Origin of the sequence: Micrococcus sp. EYE_212 (assembly GCF_023147585.1) — a bacterium.
GTDB lineage: Bacteria > Actinomycetota > Actinomycetes > Actinomycetales > Micrococcaceae > Micrococcus.
This window is the reverse complement of sequence record NZ_JAHXOZ010000001.1, coordinates 27001-44964: the sequence shown is the minus strand read 5'-3', so window position 1 is coordinate 44964 and position 17964 is coordinate 27001. Positions and strand designations below refer to the sequence as shown.

Here is a 17964-nt window from a genome sequence, read left to right as displayed (position 1 = left end):
CGGCAGGGCGCGGCACGGCGGTGCCCCAGGAGGGATTCGAACCCCCGACCGGCGGATTAGAAGGCCGCTGCTCTGTCCAGCTGAGCTACTGGGGCTGGGCCGTGCCATTCTATCGGCCGGGCTCGGCGTCGTTCCTGCACAGGCGACGTCCGCGCCCGGCGGGTCCCCAGCGCGGCGGACGCGCCGGACGCCGGCCGCTCCGGGGGCGTCTGATGGGGGTGGCGGATCGACCGATGCGCCGCAGACCCGCTCCGGGCCGGGCCCGGGGCCGCGCAGAGAAGGACCCATCATGCAGGACACCATCACCATTCGCGGCTTCGTCGCCACCGACCCCGCCGTCCGCCACACCGCCTCCGGCACCACGGTGGCGGGCTTCCGCCTGGCCACCACGGAGCGGCGCTTCGACCGGGACGCCGGCACGTGGGTGGACGCCCACACCAACTGGTACAGCGTCTCCGCGTTCGGTCAGCTCGGCTCGAACACCGCGCAGTCGATCAAGAAGGGCAACCCCGTGATCGTCACCGGCCGCCTGCGGGTGCGGGACTGGTCCACGGAGGAGCGCTCGGGGACGTCCGTGGACGTCGTGGCGGACGCCGTCGGCCTGGACCTGGGCTACGGCTCGGGGGCCTTCGTGCGGAACCAGCGCGCCTCGGCGCCGCGGGAGGAGCCGCTCGAGGAGCGGGCCGCCGGCGCCGAGCCGGCCGAGGACTTCGGGGGTCCGGCCCATGACGCCTTCGCGCCGGCCCGCGCGGACCGCCCGGCCGACGACGGCGGCGAGGAGCAGGAGGGCGACGAGCGCGTGGGGGAGGAGGCGGCGCGCACCCCGGGCGTGCTCACGGCGGCCTGAGGCGAGCGGGGCGGCCGTCGGATGAGAGGAATCCGGCGGCCACCCACTAGCCTGGGACGCATGGCGGAATTCATCTACACGATGGTCAAGGCACGGAAGAAGGTCGGCGACAAGCTGATCCTGGACGATGTGACGATGTCGTTCTATCCGGGCGCGAAGATCGGCATGGTCGGCCCCAACGGCGCCGGCAAGTCCACGATCCTGAAGATCATGGCGGGGCTCGACGAGCCCTCGAACGGCGACGCCCGGCTCTCGCCCGGGTACTCCGTCGGCATCCTCATGCAGGAGCCGAAGCTGGACGAGTCCAAGACCGTCCTGGAGAACGTCCAGGAGGGCGTGGGCGAGATCTACGGCAAGATCCAGCGCTACAACCAGATCTCCGAGGAGATGGCGAATCCGGACGCGGACTTCGACGCCCTGATGGAGGAGATGGGCTCGCTGCAGACGGACATCGACGCCGCCGACGCGTGGGACATCGACTCCCAGCTCGAGCAGGCCATGGACGCCCTTCGCACGCCCCCGGCCGACGAGCCCGTGACCAAGCTCTCCGGCGGTGAGCGCCGCCGCGTGGCCCTGTGCAAGCTCCTGCTCCAGAAGCCGGACCTGCTGCTCCTCGACGAGCCCACCAACCACCTGGACGCGGAGTCCGTGCTGTGGCTCGAGCAGCACCTGGCCGCCTACCCCGGCGCCGTCGTCGCCGTGACCCACGACCGCTACTTCCTGGACCACGTGGCCCAGTGGATCTGCGAGGTCGACCGCGGCCGCCTCTACCCCTACGAGGGCAACTACTCCACGTACCTGGAGACCAAGCGCGCGCGCCTCGAGGTGCAGGGCAAGAAGGACGCCAAGCTCGCCAAGCGCCTCGCCGAGGAGCTCGACTGGGTGCGCTCCAACTCGAAGGGCCGCCAGGCCAAGTCGAAGGCCCGCCTGGCCCGCTACGAGGAGATGGCAGCCGAGGCCGAGAAGACCCGGAAGCTCGACTTCGAGGAGATCCAGATCCCGCCGGGCCCGCGCCTGGGCAACACCGTCATCGAGGCCACGGACCTGAAGAAGGGCTTCGGGGACCGCGTGCTCATCGACGGCCTGTCCTTCTCCCTGCCGCGCAACGGCATCGTGGGCGTCATCGGCCCCAACGGCGTCGGCAAGACCACGCTGTTCAAGACCATCGTGGGGCTCGAGCCCCTCGACGGCGGCGACCTCAAGGTCGGCGAGACCGTGAAGATCTCCTACGTGGACCAGTCCCGCGCGAACATCGACCCCGAGAAGTCGCTGTGGGAGGTCGTCTCGGACGGCCTGGACTACATCAAGGTCGGCAACGTGGAGATGCCCTCCCGCGCCTACGTCTCCGCGTTCGGCTTCAAGGGCCCGGACCAGCAGAAGAAGGCCGGTGTGCTCTCCGGCGGTGAGCGCAACCGCCTCAACCTGGCGCTGACGCTCAAGGAGGGCGGCAACCTGCTGCTCCTCGACGAGCCCACCAACGACCTGGACGTCGAGACGCTGACCTCGCTCGAGAACGCGCTGCTCGAGTTCCCGGGGTGCGCCGTCGTGGTCTCGCACGACCGCTGGTTCCTCGACCGCGTGGCCACGCACATGCTCGCGTACGAGGGCACCGCCGAGGACCCGGCGAACTGGTACTGGTATGAGGGCAACTTCGAGTCCTATGAGGCGAACAAGGTGGACCGCCTCGGCCCGGACGCCGCGCGCCCGCACCGCGTGACCCACCGCAAGCTCACGCGCGACTGACCGTCCCGCCGGGACGACGACGGCCCGCCTCGGACGCCCGAGGCGGGCCGTCGTCGTCTGCGCCCGAGGGCCTGGATGACGGGGGGTGTCTCAGCGGCGCCAGCTGCGGCGCAGCAGGGTCCGCATGGTCAGGCGCTGGGCGGCGTCCTGGACCCTCGCACGGGTCGCCGCATGGCCCTGCGGCAGGCGCACCATCCCCTCCTGGGCCACGGTGGCCACCAGCTCGCCCTCGCGGGTGAAGACCGAGCCCTGGCCGAGCCCGCGCGCGCCCTGGGCGCTGGGGGAGTGCTGGACGTAGAGCAGCCACTCGTCGACGCGGGCCGCACGGTGGAACCACATCGCGTGGTCCAGCGACGCGACGGACATGCCCGGCTGCACCCAGGCCACCCCGTGCTGGCGCAGGATCGGCTCGAGCAGCGTGTAGTCGGACGCGTACGTCAGGGCGGCCAGGTGCAGGCGCGGGTCGTCGGCCAGCGGCGTGAACGTCTTCATCCACACCATGTTCGTGTTCTGGGCCCGGGCCGCGCGGTCCACGTAGATGGGGGACTGGACGTGGCGGATGTCGAAGGGGCGGGACCAGGACCACTCCTGCGCCACGGGGTGGCGGATGTTGCCCAGGACGTCGGCGGTGGTGGGCAGCTCCTCCGGGGCCGGGACGTCCTCGGGCATGGCCACCTGGTGGTCCACTCCCTCGGCCGGCTCCTGGAAGGAGCACGTCAGGGCGAGGATGGCCTTCTCGTTCTGGGACGCGAGCACGCGCCGCACGGAGAAGGAGCGGCCGTCGCGGAGCGTCTCCACGGTGAAGGTGATCGGCTGCAGCGCGTCCCCGGGGCGGATGAAGTACCCGTGGATCGAGTGCGCGGGCCGGGTGCCCGCCACGGTCCGCGCGGCCGCGGCCAGCGCCTGGGCGAGCACCTGACCGCCGAAGACGCGGCCGTGCGCCTGCCGCGGCGTGGTGCCGGTGAACCGCGGCTCGCCGGTGACGGGGTCCGGGCCGGCGTCTGCCAGGTCGAGGATGCCACGCAGCAGGTCGGTGGGGTCCTTCGGCGCGGAGGCGGGGCGCTTCGGGGTGCGCGGCGTCATGGGGTGCTCCCTTTCCTGGAGTGGTCCGTGCGGCGCCCGGGCCGATTCCGGGCACGGGGCGGGTCCGGGCGGGGCCGAACCTGGGACAATGCTGTCATGAGCCAGCAGCCCCCCTCCACCGGCACCCCCCGCGACCGGGACGGCGTCCCCGTCCTGACCTTCGCCGACGAGCGCGCCGTCCGCGACCTCGAGCAGTTCGCCACGCGCGCCCGCCGCGTGGCCGACACGGGGATGCGCCTGGACGTCGTCGCGGAGGCGGGGTCCTCCCGCACGCCGATGCTCGCGCAGTGGGTCTCCGTGCTGCAGCCGCAGGGTCTCGGCGACCAGGTCCCCGTGGTCCTCGGCCTGCGCACCGTTCCGCTCGCGACGGCGGACGGGGTCGCCGGACTCGACGTCGTCGTCCCGCTCGGGGCCGTGACGGAGCGCACCGCCCGCATGCGCGGGCAGGACCCGGTGGACCTCGCGTTCCCCGTCCCGCCGACCCGTGAGCAGGTCTCCTGGACCGCGTTGACGCCGCCGCGCTCCGGCTGGACCCCGGCCGCCGAGGTGGCGGACGAGGAGCTGATCGAGGTGGCCTCCCGCGGCGTGGAGGCCGTGCGGGCGGCTCTGCCCGAGAACCCCGGCGAGGCCGTGGTGCGCCAGGTCCGTGCCCGCATGTGGGGCCCCACCCTCGGCGGGGACGCCCTCCAGTTCCCCGCGGGCATGGCGTTCGGGGCGCACGCGCTGGGCTTCCTGCTCCCGGGCAGCCACGCCCGCCTGAGCACCGCCGGCCCGTGGACCCGGCTCGACACCCCGGGTGGCTTCGTCCTGGGGAGGGCCGCCGTCGCGGTCTGAGAGAGTCAGGCGGAGTTCTGCAGCGAGTGCGCCGCCCGCTCGAGGTAGTCCCACAGTTCGGCCTCGTGCAGCGGGGACAGGTCCAGGGTGTCCAGGGCGGCACGCATGTTCCGCAGCCAGGCGTCGCGGGCGGCAGGGTCGACCTTGTAGGGCGCGTGGCGCATGCGCAGGCGGGGGTGGCCCCGCTGCTCGGAGTACGTCCTCGGCCCGCCCCAGTACTGCTCGAGGAACAGGCGCAGGCGCACCTCGGCGCCGGCGAAGTCCTCCTGCGGGTACATGGGCGCGAGCAGCTCGTCCTCGCGGACGCGCGAGTAGAACTCGTGCACGAGCTTCGAGAACGTCGCGTGCCCGCCGACCGCGTCGTAGAAGCTGGTCATCCGGTCGGGCGCGGTGGGCCCCGCCGTCGTCGGGCCCCTCTGCGCGTCGCGCGCGCGGACCTGGTCAACGGGCGCGGGGGCGCCGTCCTTCGTGATCGGCTCCACCTCGGTGGGCCGGTTCTCCATGCCGGTCACGGCGCTCGGCCGGTTCGCGCCGCGCGGGCGCAGCACCGCGAGCGGAGCGCCCAGGCGGGAGGACAGGTCGGGGAGCCCGGACGACGTCGCGGGCCCGCTGCCCGGGCCGGGGCCGGCGACCGGCTCCACCGTCACCGGCGCGGAGAGTGAATTCGCGATGAAGCAGAGCCGGTGCGCCTCGGCGTGCAGGGCGTCGGCCTCGCCGCGGTGGGACTCGTCGGCCAGGCGCACCTCGGGGCGCAGGGTGATCGAGGCGAAGCGCCCCGCGCCGTCGCCGTCCACCTCGATCTCGCCGGACGCCGTGCAGGCCATGCCGGTCACCACGAGTCCCGAGGTCGCGGCGGCGTGCAGGTAGGAGAGCGTGTGGCACTCGGCGAGCGCGCCGAGCAGGAGGGTCTCCGGATTCCACTTCGAGTCGTCTCCGCGGAAGGGCCGGGCCGCCGACGCGTGGATCTCCCCGACGCCGGCGTCCTGGATGACCACGGAGCGGTCGTAGTCGCGGACGCCGGACGTGCCGGTCCCGCGGTCGCCGGTCCACTCGGTGCGCAGCGTGAAGGTGTGCTTCATCCTCCCAGCCTAGTGCCGCGCCAGGACGCGCCACGGGGCCGAACCCGTCGAGGGTCCGGCCCCGTGCCGGGGAGGGGCCGCGTCAGCCCGCGGCGGACACCTCGTGCACGTTCTCCTCCGCATGCGCGCGAGCGGCGAGGGCGCGGACCATCTCGTCGCGGCCCTCGGCCACCACGCGGGACAGGCCCGCGCGGGAGCCCTTCACCCGCTCGGAGAGCTCGGTCGCCCGGTCCGCCACCTCCTGGCCCACCTGCGCCGCCGGGAACCCGAGGGTCGCCGCGGTCTCGGCCATCTCGTGCGAGCGCGAGTCCCACACCTGCTCGATGCGGGAGAAGTACTCCTCGGCGTAGGGGGCGATCAGGGAGCGGTCGTGCACCCGGCCGAAGCCGATGAGCGCCTGGCGCTGCTCCGTGTTGGACAGCTCGCCGGCCACCACCCGGAGCCACGCCTCCTGCTTGGCCTCGGCGGTGGGCACGGCGGCGCGGGCCTGCAGCGCCGCGAGCGCGCCGGTGGCGGTGGCGTCGGCCTGCGCGGCCGCCGCGATCTGCTCCTCGCCCGCGCGGCCCGCGGCCACGAGCGCGGTCAGCAGCTCCCACTTCAGGTCCGTCGTGAGGTCCAGACCGGGCAGCACGCTGCGCTCGTTCACGACGGCGTCGAGCGCGTCGAGCTGCGCGCCCGTCCGCGCGTGCAGGGCGAAGGCCTTGACGAACTGCAGCTGGTTGTCCGACCCGGCCTCGGCCTGCTCCGTCAGGGCCCACAGCCGGTCCGCCACGCGCTCGCGCGCCGAGCGGGACTGCGCCTCGGGCAGGTACTGGGACAGCGACGTCGCCAGCTGGCGCAGCAGGGTCTGCACCACGGTGGAGTCCCGCTCCTCGCCGATGTTCGCCAGGATGAGCTCGGCGAACCACGCGGCCGAGGCCTCGCCGTCGCGCACGGTGTCCCATGCGGCGCCCCACAGCAGGGTGCGCGGCAGGGAGCCGTCCACGTCCTTCAGGCGGGTGGACGCGGCCTCCCACGAGGCGTCGTCGAGGCGGATCTTGGCGTAGGCGAGGTCGTCGTCGTTGGGCAGGATCAGCGCGGGGCGACGGCGGCCCGCGGCCTCCGCCACCTCGGTCAGCTCGCCCGCCACGTCCAGCTCGAAGCGGTCGGTGCGGGTCAGGCGGCCGGTCGCCTCGTCGACGTCGTAGAAGCCGACCGCGAGGCGGTGCGGGCGCAGGATGTCGTCCCCGGGCGCGGTGGGGGAGCCGTCCGGCGCGGTCTGGCGCACGCGCAGGGAGGCGATCGTGCCGCTCGCGTCCGTGTCCACCTCCACATGGAGGGTGTTCACGCCGGAGGTCTCGAGCCACTGGCGGGTCCACTCGGAGAGGTCCCGGCCGGAGGAGGCCTCGAGCTCCGTCATGAGGTCCGGCAGCTCGGTGTTGGACCACGCGTGCTTGGCGATGTACTCGCGCACGCCGGCCATGAAGTTCTCCTGACCCACCCACGCGACGAGCTGACGAAGCACCGAGGCCCCCTTGGCGTAGGTGATGCCGTCGAAGTTCACGAGCACGTCGTCGAGGTCGCGGATCTGCGCCGTGATCGGGTGCGTGGAGGAGAGCTGGTCCTGGCGGTACGCCCAGTTCTTCTCCATCGAGGAGAACGTGGTCCACGCGCCGGTGTACTCCGTGTTCTCGGCCGCGGCGAGCGTGGACATGAACTCGGCGAAGGACTCGTTGAGCCACAGGTCGTTCCACCAGCGCATGGTCACGAGGTCGCCGAACCACATGTGGGCGAGCTCATGCAGGATGGTGATGGCGCGGCGTTCGACGACGGCCTCCGTGACCGTGCCGCGGAAGACGTAGCTCTCGAGGAACGTCACGCAGCCGGCGTTCTCCATGGCGCCCGCGTTGAACTCCGGCACGAAGAGCTGGTCGTACTTCTCGAACGGGTAGGGGTGGCCGTACTGCGCCTCGAAGAACTCGAAGCCGCGACGGGTGAGGTCGAAGACGGCGTCCGCGTCGAGGTGCTCGAAGAGGGAGGCGCGGCAGTACACGCCGAGGGGGATGGTGCGGCCGTCCGCGCTGCTCAGCTCGGAGTGCGTGGACCTGTACGGGCCGGCCACGAGGGCGGTGATGTAGGAGGAGATGCGCGGGGTGGGGGCGAACTCCCACACGGCGGCGTCCACGCCGCCGAGGTTGCCCTCGTTCTCGACGCGGCCCAGCGGGCGGCGGGACGTCTCCGGCTGGTTGGAGACGACGGCCCAGTGCGCCGGCGCCGTGACCCTGAACGCGAAGGACGCCTTCAGGTCCGGCTGCTCGAACACGGGGAACATGCGGCGGGAGTCCGGCACCTCGAACTGGGTGTAGAGGTACACCTCCTGGTCCACCGGGTCCACGAAGCGGTGCAGGCCCTCACCGGTGGTCGAGTAGTCGCCCTCGGCCTCCACCACGAGCGTGTTCTGCGCGGCCAGCGGGCCGACGGCCACGCGGGCGCCGTCGAAGTCCGCGACGTCCAGGCGTTCGCCGTTGAGCGTGACCGCGCGGGGCGCCGTCGTCGCCACCCAGTCGATCCAGGTGCTCGAGCCCACCGCGTCCTCGCTCGCCGCGAAGGTGACGGTGCTCGTCACGGCGAAGCGCTCGGCGCCGCGGGCGAGGTCCAGGCTCACCTCGTAGGCGTCCACGGTCAGGGCGGCGGCGCGCTGCGCGGCCTCCTCGCGGGTGATGTTCAGGCGTGCGGAGCTCACGGAACCTCCAGGGGTAGGGAAGGGACGACGACGGCCGGTGCGGGATGTGCCCCGGCTCACTGACCGCCATTGTGTCACCTGCGCCGGACACCCCGCCCGGCGGCCGCGCTCCGGCTGTGGTGTGGATCGCCTCCCCCCGGTCACCCGGGCCGACGTCTCCGCTCGGTAGGCTGGTCGCCGACCCTCCGCCTACCCTCCGGGAGCCCCCATGCGCGTCCACATCGCCACCGACCACGCCGGCATGGAGCTGTCCGCCCACCTGGTGGAGCACCTCACCGCCGCCGGCTACGAGATGGTGGACCACGGACCCACCGAGTACGACGCGCAGGACGACTACCCGGGCTTCTGCATCAACGCCGCCCGCGCCGTCGTCGCCGACCGCGAGCAGGGAGTGGACTCCCTCGGCATCGTCCTCGGCGGCTCCGGCAACGGTGAGCAGATCGCCGCGAACAAGGTGCAGGGCGTCCGCGCCGCGCTGGCCTGGAACCTCAGCACCGCGAAGCTCGCCCGCGAGCACAACGACGCGAACGTCGTCGCCGTGGGCGGCCGGCAGCACAGCCTCGAGGAGGCCACCGCGATCATCGAGGCGTTCCTCGCCGAGCCCTTCAGCGAGGACGAGCGCCACGTGCGCCGCATCGGCAAGATCGCGCGCTACGAGGTGACCGGCGAGGTGGTGATGTGAGTGCCTGAGGGGCACTCCATCCACCGTCTCGCGCGGCAGTTCACCGACGTCTTCGGCGGCGAGATCCTGGGCGCCTCGAGCCCGCAGGGGCGGTTCACCGAGGGCGCGGCGCTGATCGACGGGCGCGTCCTCGAGCGCGCGTGGGCGCACGGCAAGCACTTCTTCGCCGACGTCGAGGACGGTCTGTCGCTCAACGTCCACCTCGGCATGTACGGGGCATGGACCTTCGGCGGGGACGAGACGTTCGCCGCAGCCTCGTCCATCGGCGCGCCGCGGCGCATCGGGGAGCGGGAGGTGCAGGGCGGCCCGGCCACATCCGGCCTCGCCCACGACGACGGCTGGGTCGTCCCGCCGCCACCGGCCCCCACGGTGCGCTTGCGCCTGCGCTCCGCGCACGGCTGGGCGGACCTGATCGGGGCCGCGCAGTGCCGGCTGCTCACCGCCGACGAGGTGGAGCAGGTGACCGCGACGCTCGGTCCCGACCCCCTCAACGGTGACGACCCCACCCCCTTCCTGCGGCTCGCCGCCCGCACGAGGCGGCCGATCGGCGTCGTGCTCATGGACCAGTCGGCCGCGAGCGGGATCGGCAACATCTTCCGTGCCGAGGCCCTGTTCCGCGCCCGGATCGACCCGTGGAGACCCGCGAGGGACGTGGGGGAGGAGGCGCTGTGCGCCCTGTGGGACGACAACGCCGCGCTCATGCGCGAGGGCGTGCGTCTCGGACGCATCGTGACGACGCGCCCCGAGCACCGGCCCGGCGTTCCCGCCGAGGAGGCGTGGCCCGAGCATGCGACCTACGTCTACCACCGCCACGGCCGGCCGTGCCTGGTGTGCGGGCGGGATGCGATCGTGGTGGAGGAGATGGCCGCGCGGAAGCTGTACCGCTGCACCGTGTGCCAGACGTGACCGTGCCGAGGCCGACCGTCGTCCGTCCTGTGGGGCGGCGGTCGGCCCGCTCCGTCAGCGGGGCGTGTCGGCGCGCCGGCCGACCGGTCCGGCGGCCGCCCGCAGGGTGCGCTCCCCGCGGCGGGTGACGTAGGAGAACGCGTGCACCGGCTCGATGCCGCGCACGACGCGCGGATCGGGCACGGCCGCCGTCGGCAGCGGGGCCGGGTGCCAGTCGGCCTGCACGCGTTCCGGCGTGACGTCCACGCAGACCCAGCCGTGTCCGATCCCGTCCAGGTGCTTCACGTGGGGGTTCATGGCCTGGAGGGCGCCGGTGAGCTGACGGGTGCGTGTCACGCCGCCCACCGGGTCGGCCGTGCCGCCGCTGAACTCGAAGAAGCCGTCGCTGGAGACGGAGGGGCAGACGAACTCGACGCCGGTCGAGCGCTCGCCAGGGTCGGCGACCAGCTCGTTCGCCCGCGAGGAGTGGGTGTCGCCCGTGAGGACCACGGCGTCGGCACGCGCCTGGCACAGGGAGTCGACCATGTCCCGCTGCGCCGGTCGATAGCCGTCCCACTGGTCGGCGTTGACGATCGTCGCGCCTGACGCCCCGAGCGCGGCCCCGGGCCACAGCACCCGCGTCATCACGATCTGCTGGCCGATCGGGTGCCACAGCTCCGCGGCGCGGCGCACGCCGTCCTGCAGCCACCGGGTCCGGGCGGGCTCGGTGAGCACGCGGGCCGGATCCTCCATGACCGCGTCGGTCACCGGATTCCCCAGGGGCAGGAAGCCGCAGGCCCGGCGGGACCGGTTCTGGCGGGTGTCGGCGATGCTGAGCTGGGCGAGGTCGCCGAAGGGGAACCGGCGGAAGCAGCGGGTCCCCTCGTGCGGCACCGACTGGTCGGGCAGCCGCACCGGCGTCCACTCGAGGTAGGCCTGGAGCGCGGACGCCCTACGGGCCGCGTCGTCGCCCTCGCCCAGCTGGTGGTTCTGGGCGCCGTCGGCCCACGCGTCGCTCGTGATCTCGTGGTCGTCGACGATCGTGATCCAGGGAAGCGCCCGGTGCGCGGCCTGCTGGTCCGGGTCGGACTTCTGGAGGGCGTGGCGACGTCGGGGGCCGTCTGGGTGCGGCCGACCGGGCTGTGCTCGCCCCGCGCGCTGAACCGGTACCAGTAGCGCGTGCAGGGGCCCAGGCCGTCGACGTCGACCTTGACGGTGTGGTCGGAGGCGGCGCTCGTCTTGACGTGGCCGCGGCGCACTGGAGGAGACCGCGGCGGGAGACGGCGGAGACGAAGGAGAAGTCCATGGCGGCCGTTCTACGCGCGGGGTGCGATGACGGGGCGACCACGGCGTGAATGCCGAGGTCCCGCCAGGCGAACGGGGGGGCGCCGCGCGACGCTGGGGCACCGTCGCGTTGATGTGAGGCAGAACACCATTGTCAGCGACCGGTGATGTGGAGTCTGTGGCGTGACGCGAAAATCCCCAGGTCAGCGGCGTATTCTTGGACGTTGTGTTCTCGAACTGGTTGTGCGGGGCTGTGCCTATACTGTTCTCGGCGTTGTCGGGAGGGCGGATCGGCTCTCAGTGAAGCGCTGACCCATCACCTCCCGTACACCAGCAGAGGACCCCCCCATGTCGCACCCCACCACTCCTGTCTCGCGCTCCTCCGTCGTCCGCGGCCTGGCCTGGAGCGTCCCCGCCGTCGCCGCCGTGGCCGTGGCGCCGTTCGCCGCCGCGTCGCCGAGCGTCGCCTACACGGTGGCCTTCGCGACCTCGGGCGTCGGCACCGCCACCCCCGTCGCGACCAACCCCCCGGTCACGCCCGCTCCGCCCACGCTGGAGGTCGGCGTCGCGGCATCGGGCGGGGGCACCATTCGCGGTTCCGGCGCCGCCCTGACGATTACGGGTTCAACGACGGTGACCTTCACCTTCGACCGTGCGGTCACCAATCTCACGTTCACCCTCTCCGGCTTGAACGCCCGGCTGAACAGCGGCGCCAAGGGATTCCAGGATCAGGTCGTGCTCACTCCGGCGCCCACGAACGGCATCCCGGCCAACGGCGCTTCGGGTGCCGGCACCGCCACCTCGCCGTACACGGTCACTGCCGAGGGCGTGAACGGCACGGTGGCCGTGACCTACGCCGGGCCGATCACCACGTTCAGTCTCAGGCTCTCCTCGGCCCGTGGCTCCGCGGTGCCCAGCATCGACGTGATCAACATGCGCTTCACTGCCGCGGTCTGACCTTCGCGAACCGCTGGCGACCGTCAGTCCAGCTCCCTCACACCGGCGCTGACTTTGACGAAGGGCCCGGCACACCGTGCCGGGCCCTTCTCCATGCCACGGGGCGGGGCCGCACTCAGCGCCCGGAGCGCACCTCCGGTGTCGTGCCGTCCGCGCTCCGGTGCGTCAGGCTCGCGGCGAGCGTGAACCCGAGCAGCAGCACCATGCCCAGGGGGATTGCGGCGCCCGTGGCGGCGTTGATCCATCCGTCCCCGAAGGCGTTCGCCAGGTGCTTGGGCGTGTACGCGAGGGCGGCCAGCGTGAGGCCGGCGACCGTCACCGCTGCGATCCGCAGCGCGCGGCTGCGGGCCCCGGACGTCACCGCGAGCACCGCGTAGAGGAACACGGGCCACCACACGAAGTGGTGCACCCAGCTGATGGGCGAGATCAGCAGGGGGACGGCGCTGGTCAGGCCCAGGAGGACGATCCGGTCCCGCCCGCGCTCCCGCCGGATCAGCACGGCCACGAGACCGATCACCGCGGCGACGCCGAGCAGCCACGGGAGCGTCTCGTGCTCCGTGAAGCGCGCGAGCATCCCGCGCACGGACGCGTTGTCGATGTAGTCGATCCCGCCCACGCGGGAGGGGTCCCGCAGCACCGAGGTCCAGAACCGCCAGGTGGGCTCCGGGGCCGCGAGGAAGCCGATGGCCTGCGTGGCCAGGAAGGCGCCTCCGGCCAGCAGGATGGTGCGGAACCGGCCCAGCATGAGGGGCAGCAGGAGGAGGGCCAGCGGGGTCAGCTTGATGCCGGCGGTCACGCCCACGGCGACGGCGAACCACGCCCACGGATGCCGGCGCGAGGCGAGCGCGAGGTAGACCGAGGCCATGAGCACCACGTTGATCTGGCCATAGGTGAGCGTCTCACGGCCGGGCATGGCGAGGAGCGCCACGACGGTGAGCACCCAGGCGGGCACCCGCCACCGGGGCAGGGCCGCGCGCAGGCGTCCGGTCAGGTCGCGGCTGACCAGGTGCATCAGCACGGCGGTGAGCACCGTCAGCACTCCGAGGGAGACGGGCAGCGGGACCAGGGTCAGCGGGGTGAACAGCAGGGCCGCGAAGGTGGGGTACGTGAACGGCAGCCCCGGATCGCCCACCGGGCCCAGGATCGGGGCGTAGAGGTCCGCCTCCGGGTCCAGCAGGGCCAGGCCGCCCTCGCGGTACACGGCGAGGTCGAGCCCGCTCCCCGGCGTGAGGAGGACGATGAGCAGGGCGGCGGCGATGGGGATCGCCCAGGCCGCGGCACGGGCGGCCGGGGAGGACGGCGCGGGGGCGGTGTGCCGGTGGGACACGATCGGGTGCTCCTTCGCTCGGATCGGCTCACGACCTGGGCGGAGGACGCCGACATGAAGAAGTCCCGGTCGCCGCCGTGGAGACGACGGCGGGCCGGGACGGACGAGGGGATGACGGGAATCGAACCCGCGTAGCCAGTTTGGAAGACTGGGGCTCTACCATTGAGCTACATCCCCGGGCCATCCGCGAGGATCGCGGACCAGCGCCAGCCAGACTAGCACGGAGGCGCCATGCCGCTTCGTCCCCCCTCACTCGGTGCCGCCGCCCGCGGCCTCCGCTCCGTCGTCCCCGTCCGGCGCCGCCTGCCGCTCGCCGGTCGCATCGTGCTCGTCACCGGTGCCGGCTCCGGGATCGGCCGCCTCATGGCCCTCGGTGCGGCGGAGCGGGGCGCGGCCCGCGTGCTCGTGTGGGATCGGGACGAGGCGGCCGCGCTCGCCGTCGCGCAGGAGGCCACGTCCCGGGGCGCCCAGGGCGTCGCCGAGCGGATCGACGTCACGGACGCCGCCGCCGTCGCCGCGGCCGCCGAGCGCGCGGGCGAGGTGGACGTGGCCGTCAACAACGCGGGCGTCGTGACCGGCGCGCGCCTCGAGGACGCCACGGAGGAGGGGATCCGCCGCACCTTCGCGGTGAACGCGCTGGCTCCCTATTGGCTCACCCGCGCGGTGCTCCCCGGGATGCGGGCGCGGGGGCGCGGGGCGATCGTCACGGTGGCCTCGGCCGCCGGGCTCGTGGGCGTCGCCCGGCAGACCGACTACTCGGCCTCCAAGCACGCCGCCGTCGGCTTCGCCGAGTCGCTGGGCGCCGAGCTGCGCAAGGAGGGCAGCCCCGTCACCTCGCTCGTCGTGTGCCCGTACTACGTCAGCACCGGCATGTTCGACGGCGTCCGCACCCGCATCCCCGCGCTCCTGCCGATCCTGCGGCCGGAGGCGGTGGCCGACGCGGTGCTGGACGCGGTGGAGGCGGGCCGCCGTCGGCTCCTCCTGCCCCGGGCCGTGGGGCTCATCGCCCCCCTGCGCGCCCTGCCCGGCGGCGCCTTCGACGCCGCCATGGACGTCCTCGGCGTCAATGCCACCATGGACGCGTTCACGGGCCGGTCGACGCCGACGGCTCCGCCCCCGGTTTTCGCCCCGGACCGCGCGGCGCGCTAGGATTCCACAGTCTGCCCTGCAGGCAGCGTCTCGGGTGCCCGGCGTGCGATCGCGTGAGCCCGACCGGCGTCATCTCCAGACGACGGGGTGTAGCTCAGCTTGGTAGAGCGCGCGCTTTGGGAGCGTGAGGCCGCAGGTTCAAATCCTGTCACCCCGACACTGTCGTCACATCCATCCGTCATCCAGTGCAACAGGAGCCATCCGTGGTCAAGTCCACCGCAGAGAACCTCAGCCCGACCCGCGTCAAGCTGACCGTCGAGGTGCCGTTCGAGGAGGTGAAGCCCGCGCTGGACAAGGCGTTCAAGGACATCGCCCAGCAGGTCCAGATCCCCGGCTTCCGTGCCGGCAAGGTCCCCGCGCGCATGATCGAGCAGCGCTTCGGACTCGAGGCCGTGGTGGACCAGGCCGTCAACGAGGGCCTGAACACGTGGTTCACGCAGGCCGTCTCGGAGGCCGAGGTCACCCCGATCTCCCGCCCCGAGGTGGACGTGACCGCCTCCCCGGACTCCGCGAACCGCGAGGCCCCGGTGGCCTTCACCGCCGAGTTCGACGTGCGCCCCACCATCGAGCTGCCCGACTACAAGGGCCTCAAGGTCACCGTGGAGCCCGCCGCCGCCTCGGAGGAGGACGAGCAGAGGGCCCTCGACGCCCTGCGAGCCCGCTTCGGCACCCTCAAGGACGTGGACCGTCCCGCGGGCAAGGACGACTTCGTCACCGTCTCGCTGACCGCCACCGTGGACGGCGAGCAGGTCGACCAGGCTGAGGGCCTCTCCTACCAGGTGGGCGCCGGCACCATGCTCGACGGCATCGACGAGGCCCTCGACGGCCTGTCCGCCGGCGAGGACGCCACCTTCGAGACCACCCTCAACGGCGGCGAGCACGACGGCCGCACCGCCACCGTGAAGGTGCAGCTCACCGCCGTGAAGGACCGCGAGCTGCCCGAGGCCGACGACGACTTCGCCCAGCTGGCCTCCGAGTTCGACACGATCGAGGAGCTGAAGGCCGACCTCAAGAAGAAGGCCGCCGAGGACGCCGTGACCCGTCAGGGCGTCGAGGCGCGCGACAAGGTCCTCGAGGAGCTGGGCAAGCTCGTCGAGGTGCCCGTGCCGGACGGCGTGATCGCAGAGCAGCTCGAGCAGCACTTCTCCGCGGGCGGCCACGAGTCCGGTGACGACCACGACACCCCGGAGCACCGCGCCGAGCTGGAGAAGAACACCCGCGAGGCGTTCGCCAACGAGGTCCTCCTCGACGAGGTCGCCGAGGCAGAGTCCGTGACCGTGGACCAGGGCGAGCTGATCGAGTACATCATCGCCACGTCCTCCGAGTACGGCATGGACCCGAACCAGTTCGCCATGATGCTCGACCAGGCTGGCCAGATCCCGATGATCATGGGCGAGGTCCGCCGCCGCAAGGCGCTGGCCGAGGTGCTCAAGCACGCCGAGGTCACCGACACCGAGGGCAACGCCGTGGACCTCACGGCGTTCGTGACCCCGGGCGGCGCCGACGCCGTGGAGGCCCCGGTGGAGGACGCCCCCGCCGAGGAGCAGCCGGCCGAGAAGCCCGCGAAGAAGGCCCCGGCCAAGAAGGCGGCCGCCAAGAAGGCCGCGGCGAAGAAGGACGAGGCGAAGAAGGACGAGGCCGCGGCCGAGTCCGAGGAGCCCACCGAGGCCTGATCCTCCTGCGGGCCCGTGCCCGCCGTGCACCGGCGCCCCCGTCCCCTGTGGACGGGGGCGCCGGTGCGTCCGCCGCCGGGCGGCGTCGTCGACCTGCGCCAACAGCGAAACGCCCCCGGCACGTCCTCGCGCGGCGAGGGCGCCCGGATAGTGTCGACCTCGATCAGGGACCCGTCTCCGCGCCCGAAGCGGCGCACGGACGGGGGCCAGCGAAGCATCTCGACAGGAAGGCAGCAGTGATGACTGACATCACCCCCCGCATGACCTCGGTGGATCCCGAGCAGCGCGAGGACTACCTCTACAAGCGGCTGCTGCAGGAGCGCATCGTCTGGCTCGGTTCGGACGTGCGCGACGACAACGCGAACGCGATCTGCTCCCAGCTGCTCCTGCTCTCCGCGGAGGACCCGGAGAAGGACATCTACCTGTACATCAACTCGCCGGGCGGCTCCGTCACGGCGGGCATGGCGATCTACGACACCATGCAGTACATCCCGAACGACGTCGTGACCGTGGCCACCGGCCTCGCGGCGTCGATGGGCCAGTTCCTGCTCGCCTCGGGCGCGAAGGGCAAGCGCTACGCGACCCCTCATGCCCGCATCCTCATGCACCAGCCCTCGGGCGGCATCGGCGGCACGGAGTCGGACATCCGCATCCAGGCACAGCTCATCCTGCACATGAAGCGGGTCATGGCCGAGCTCACCGCGGAGCAGACCGGCCAGTCCGTCGAGACCATCCTCGAGGACAACGCGCGTGACAAGTGGTTCACCGCCGCGGAGGCCCGGGAGTACGGCTTCATCGACCACATCGCCGAGCGGGCGTCGTCCGTGTCCGGCGGCGGCGGCGTCCAGGGCTGACTCCTTCCGCTCCCGGCCCCATCCAGACCCTCTCGAGGAGACCTTCCATGACCCCGTTCCCCGCCGGGCTCCCCACCGGGACGCCCTCCGCCACCGCTCCCAGCGCCCGCTACATCCTGCCGCAGTTCGAGGAGCGCACTCCCTACGGCTTCAAGCGCCAGGACCCCTACGCCAAGCTCTTCGAGGACCGCATCGTCTTCCTGGGCTCGCAGGTGGACGACGCGTCGGCCGACGACGTGATGGCGCAGCTGCTCGTCCTCGAGGCGATGGACTCCGAGCGTGACATCACGCTCTACATCAACTCCCCGGGCGGCTCGTTCACGGCCATGACGGCGATCTACGACACCATGCAGTTCATCCGGCCCGAGGTGCAGACCGTGTGCCTCGGCCAGGCTGCCTCCGCCGCGGCGGTGCTGCTGGCCGCCGGCGCCCCCGGCAAGCGCCTCGCGCTGCCCAACGCCCGCGTGCTGATCCACCAGCCGGCGATGCAGGGCGACCAGGGCACGGCCACGGACCTGGAGATCCACGCGCAGGAGATCAACCGCATGCGCGTCTGGATGGAGCAGACCCTGGCCTCGCTCACCAACCGGACCCCGGAGGAGGTCTCCCGGGACATCGACCGGGACAAGTTCCTCTCGGCCGACCAGGCCCTCGAGTACGGCCTGGTCGACGAGGTGCTCCCCTCCCGCAAGATCACCCGTCCGTCCGCCTGAGCCGACCGTCACGAGGGTCCGCCGCCGCATCGCGGGCGGGCCCTCGCGGCGTCCCGGGTGTCCGCCCCTTAACGCGTCCGGGTCCCCGCGTATCCTGGAGCGAGTCCGACAACGGAGTCGTCCGCCACGGGA

General features: G+C 72.6%; 15 protein-coding genes, 3 tRNA genes and 1 pseudogene. 11 read left to right on the top strand and 8 right to left on the bottom strand.

All coding sequences use genetic code 11. The features are described from left to right. Positions 1 to 21 precede the first annotated feature (21 nt). A tRNA-Arg gene (locus KZX60_RS00225) sits at positions 22 to 95 on the bottom strand. A gap of 194 nt (positions 96 to 289) precedes the next feature. Between KZX60_RS00225 and KZX60_RS00220 the strand changes: the two genes are divergently transcribed. After that, positions 290 to 847, top strand: a complete 558-nt coding sequence (locus tag KZX60_RS00220) for a single-stranded DNA-binding protein (protein ID WP_248114996.1) — start codon at positions 290 to 292, stop codon at positions 845 to 847. Between the two features lie 60 nt (positions 848 to 907). Further along, positions 908 to 2590: an energy-dependent translational throttle protein EttA gene (ettA, locus tag KZX60_RS00215; RefSeq protein WP_248114994.1), complete on the top strand. Its 1683-nt coding sequence runs from the start codon at positions 908 to 910 to the stop codon at positions 2588 to 2590. Positions 2591 to 2680: 90 nt separating this feature from the next. Here ettA and KZX60_RS00210 read toward each other — a convergent pair whose 3' ends face one another. Further along, positions 2681 to 3673: an acyl-CoA thioesterase II gene (locus KZX60_RS00210; RefSeq protein ID WP_248114992.1), complete on the bottom strand. Its 993-nt coding sequence runs from the start codon at positions 3671 to 3673 to the stop codon at positions 2681 to 2683. Positions 3674 to 3769: 96 nt separating this feature from the next. On the opposite strand from KZX60_RS00210, the gene KZX60_RS00205 reads away from it, so the two are divergent. Next, on the top strand, positions 3770 to 4507 hold the full coding sequence (locus KZX60_RS00205; protein WP_248114990.1) for a hypothetical protein: 738 nt from the start codon (positions 3770 to 3772) through the stop codon (positions 4505 to 4507). A 5-nt stretch (positions 4508 to 4512) separates the two neighbouring features. Here KZX60_RS00205 and KZX60_RS00200 read toward each other — a convergent pair whose 3' ends face one another. The 3 genes and pseudogenes from KZX60_RS00200 to pepN form a co-directional block, all read right to left on the bottom strand. Beyond that, positions 4513 to 4884 carry a globin gene (locus KZX60_RS00200; RefSeq protein ID WP_248115311.1) on the bottom strand — a complete coding sequence of 124 codons (372 nt, stop codon included), beginning with the start codon at positions 4882 to 4884 and terminating at the stop codon, positions 4513 to 4515. A gap of 270 nt (positions 4885 to 5154) precedes the next feature. Beyond that, positions 5155 to 5586: pseudogene (locus tag KZX60_RS00195) on the bottom strand (OsmC family protein); the annotation flags it as partial. A gap of 82 nt (positions 5587 to 5668) precedes the next feature. Then, entirely contained in the window at positions 5669 to 8308 is a 2640-nt protein-coding gene (pepN, locus tag KZX60_RS00190) for an aminopeptidase N (RefSeq protein ID WP_248114989.1), read from the bottom strand. Positions 8309 to 8516: 208 nt separating this feature from the next. Between pepN and KZX60_RS00185 the strand changes: the two genes are divergently transcribed. Then, entirely contained in the window at positions 8517 to 8990 is a 474-nt protein-coding gene (locus KZX60_RS00185) for a ribose-5-phosphate isomerase (protein ID WP_248114986.1), read from the top strand. Continuing rightward, positions 8991 to 9896: a DNA glycosylase gene (locus KZX60_RS00180; protein WP_248114983.1), complete on the top strand. Its 906-nt coding sequence runs from the start codon at positions 8991 to 8993 to the stop codon at positions 9894 to 9896. 54 nt (positions 9897 to 9950) lie between these two features. Here the strand turns inward: KZX60_RS00180 and KZX60_RS00175 are convergent, their stop codons facing one another. Beyond that, positions 9951 to 11282 carry an alkaline phosphatase D family protein gene (locus KZX60_RS00175; protein ID WP_248114981.1) on the bottom strand — a complete coding sequence of 444 codons (1332 nt, stop codon included), beginning with the start codon at positions 11280 to 11282 and terminating at the stop codon, positions 9951 to 9953. 225 nt (positions 11283 to 11507) lie between these two features. Between KZX60_RS00175 and KZX60_RS00170 the strand changes: the two genes are divergently transcribed. Next, on the top strand, positions 11508 to 12116 hold the full coding sequence (locus KZX60_RS00170) for a hypothetical protein (protein WP_248114979.1): 609 nt from the start codon (positions 11508 to 11510) through the stop codon (positions 12114 to 12116). Positions 12117 to 12231: 115 nt separating this feature from the next. Here KZX60_RS00170 and KZX60_RS00165 read toward each other — a convergent pair whose 3' ends face one another. Continuing rightward, on the bottom strand, positions 12232 to 13443 hold the full coding sequence (locus KZX60_RS00165; protein WP_248114977.1) for a glycosyltransferase 87 family protein: 1212 nt from the start codon (positions 13441 to 13443) through the stop codon (positions 12232 to 12234). 106 nt (positions 13444 to 13549) lie between these two features. Continuing rightward, a tRNA-Gly gene (locus KZX60_RS00160) sits at positions 13550 to 13620 on the bottom strand. A 54-nt stretch (positions 13621 to 13674) separates the two neighbouring features. On the opposite strand from KZX60_RS00160, the gene KZX60_RS00155 reads away from it, so the two are divergent. The 5 genes from KZX60_RS00155 (at position 13675) to KZX60_RS00135 (ending at position 17832) form a co-directional block, all read left to right on the top strand. Beyond that, the gene (locus tag KZX60_RS00155) at positions 13675 to 14592 is read left to right on the top strand and encodes an SDR family oxidoreductase (RefSeq protein WP_248114975.1); all 918 of its coding nucleotides are present in this window, start codon (positions 13675 to 13677) and stop codon (positions 14590 to 14592) included. Positions 14593 to 14675: 83 nt separating this feature from the next. Next, a tRNA-Pro gene (locus KZX60_RS00150) sits at positions 14676 to 14749 on the top strand. A gap of 46 nt (positions 14750 to 14795) precedes the next feature. Next, a complete protein-coding gene (gene tig, locus KZX60_RS00145; RefSeq protein WP_248114973.1) occupies positions 14796 to 16265 on the top strand; it encodes a trigger factor in 1470 nt (489 codons plus the stop codon). Between the two features lie 260 nt (positions 16266 to 16525). After that, positions 16526 to 17119 (top strand): ATP-dependent Clp protease proteolytic subunit, encoded by a 594-nt coding sequence (locus KZX60_RS00140; protein ID WP_248115310.1) that lies wholly within the window; start codon positions 16526 to 16528, stop codon positions 17117 to 17119. Positions 17120 to 17166: 47 nt separating this feature from the next. Then, positions 17167 to 17832, top strand: coding sequence for an ATP-dependent Clp protease proteolytic subunit (locus KZX60_RS00135; RefSeq protein WP_248114972.1), 666 nt, complete (start codon positions 17167 to 17169; stop codon positions 17830 to 17832). The last annotated feature ends 132 nt before the right edge of the window (positions 17833 to 17964 follow it).

Coding starts and splice junctions, on each gene's coding strand:
- ettA (WP_248114994.1), top strand. CDS start 908: ATGGCGGAATTCATCTACACGATGGTCAAGGCACGGAAGAAGGTCGGC.
- KZX60_RS00135 (WP_248114972.1), top strand. CDS start 17,167: ATGACCCCGTTCCCCGCCGGGCTCCCCACCGGGACGCCCTCCGCCACC.
- KZX60_RS00170 (WP_248114979.1), top strand. CDS start 11,508: ATGTCGCACCCCACCACTCCTGTCTCGCGCTCCTCCGTCGTCCGCGGC.
- KZX60_RS00210 (WP_248114992.1), bottom strand. CDS start 3,673: ATGACGCCGCGCACCCCGAAGCGCCCCGCCTCCGCGCCGAAGGACCCC.
- KZX60_RS00185 (WP_248114986.1), top strand. CDS start 8,517: ATGCGCGTCCACATCGCCACCGACCACGCCGGCATGGAGCTGTCCGCC.
- KZX60_RS00155 (WP_248114975.1), top strand. CDS start 13,675: ATGCCGCTTCGTCCCCCCTCACTCGGTGCCGCCGCCCGCGGCCTCCGC.
- KZX60_RS00220 (WP_248114996.1), top strand. CDS start 290: ATGCAGGACACCATCACCATTCGCGGCTTCGTCGCCACCGACCCCGCC.
- KZX60_RS00205 (WP_248114990.1), top strand. CDS start 3,770: ATGAGCCAGCAGCCCCCCTCCACCGGCACCCCCCGCGACCGGGACGGC.
- KZX60_RS00140 (WP_248115310.1), top strand. CDS start 16,526: ATGACCTCGGTGGATCCCGAGCAGCGCGAGGACTACCTCTACAAGCGG.
- KZX60_RS00200 (WP_248115311.1), bottom strand. CDS start 4,884: ATGACCAGCTTCTACGACGCGGTCGGCGGGCACGCGACGTTCTCGAAG.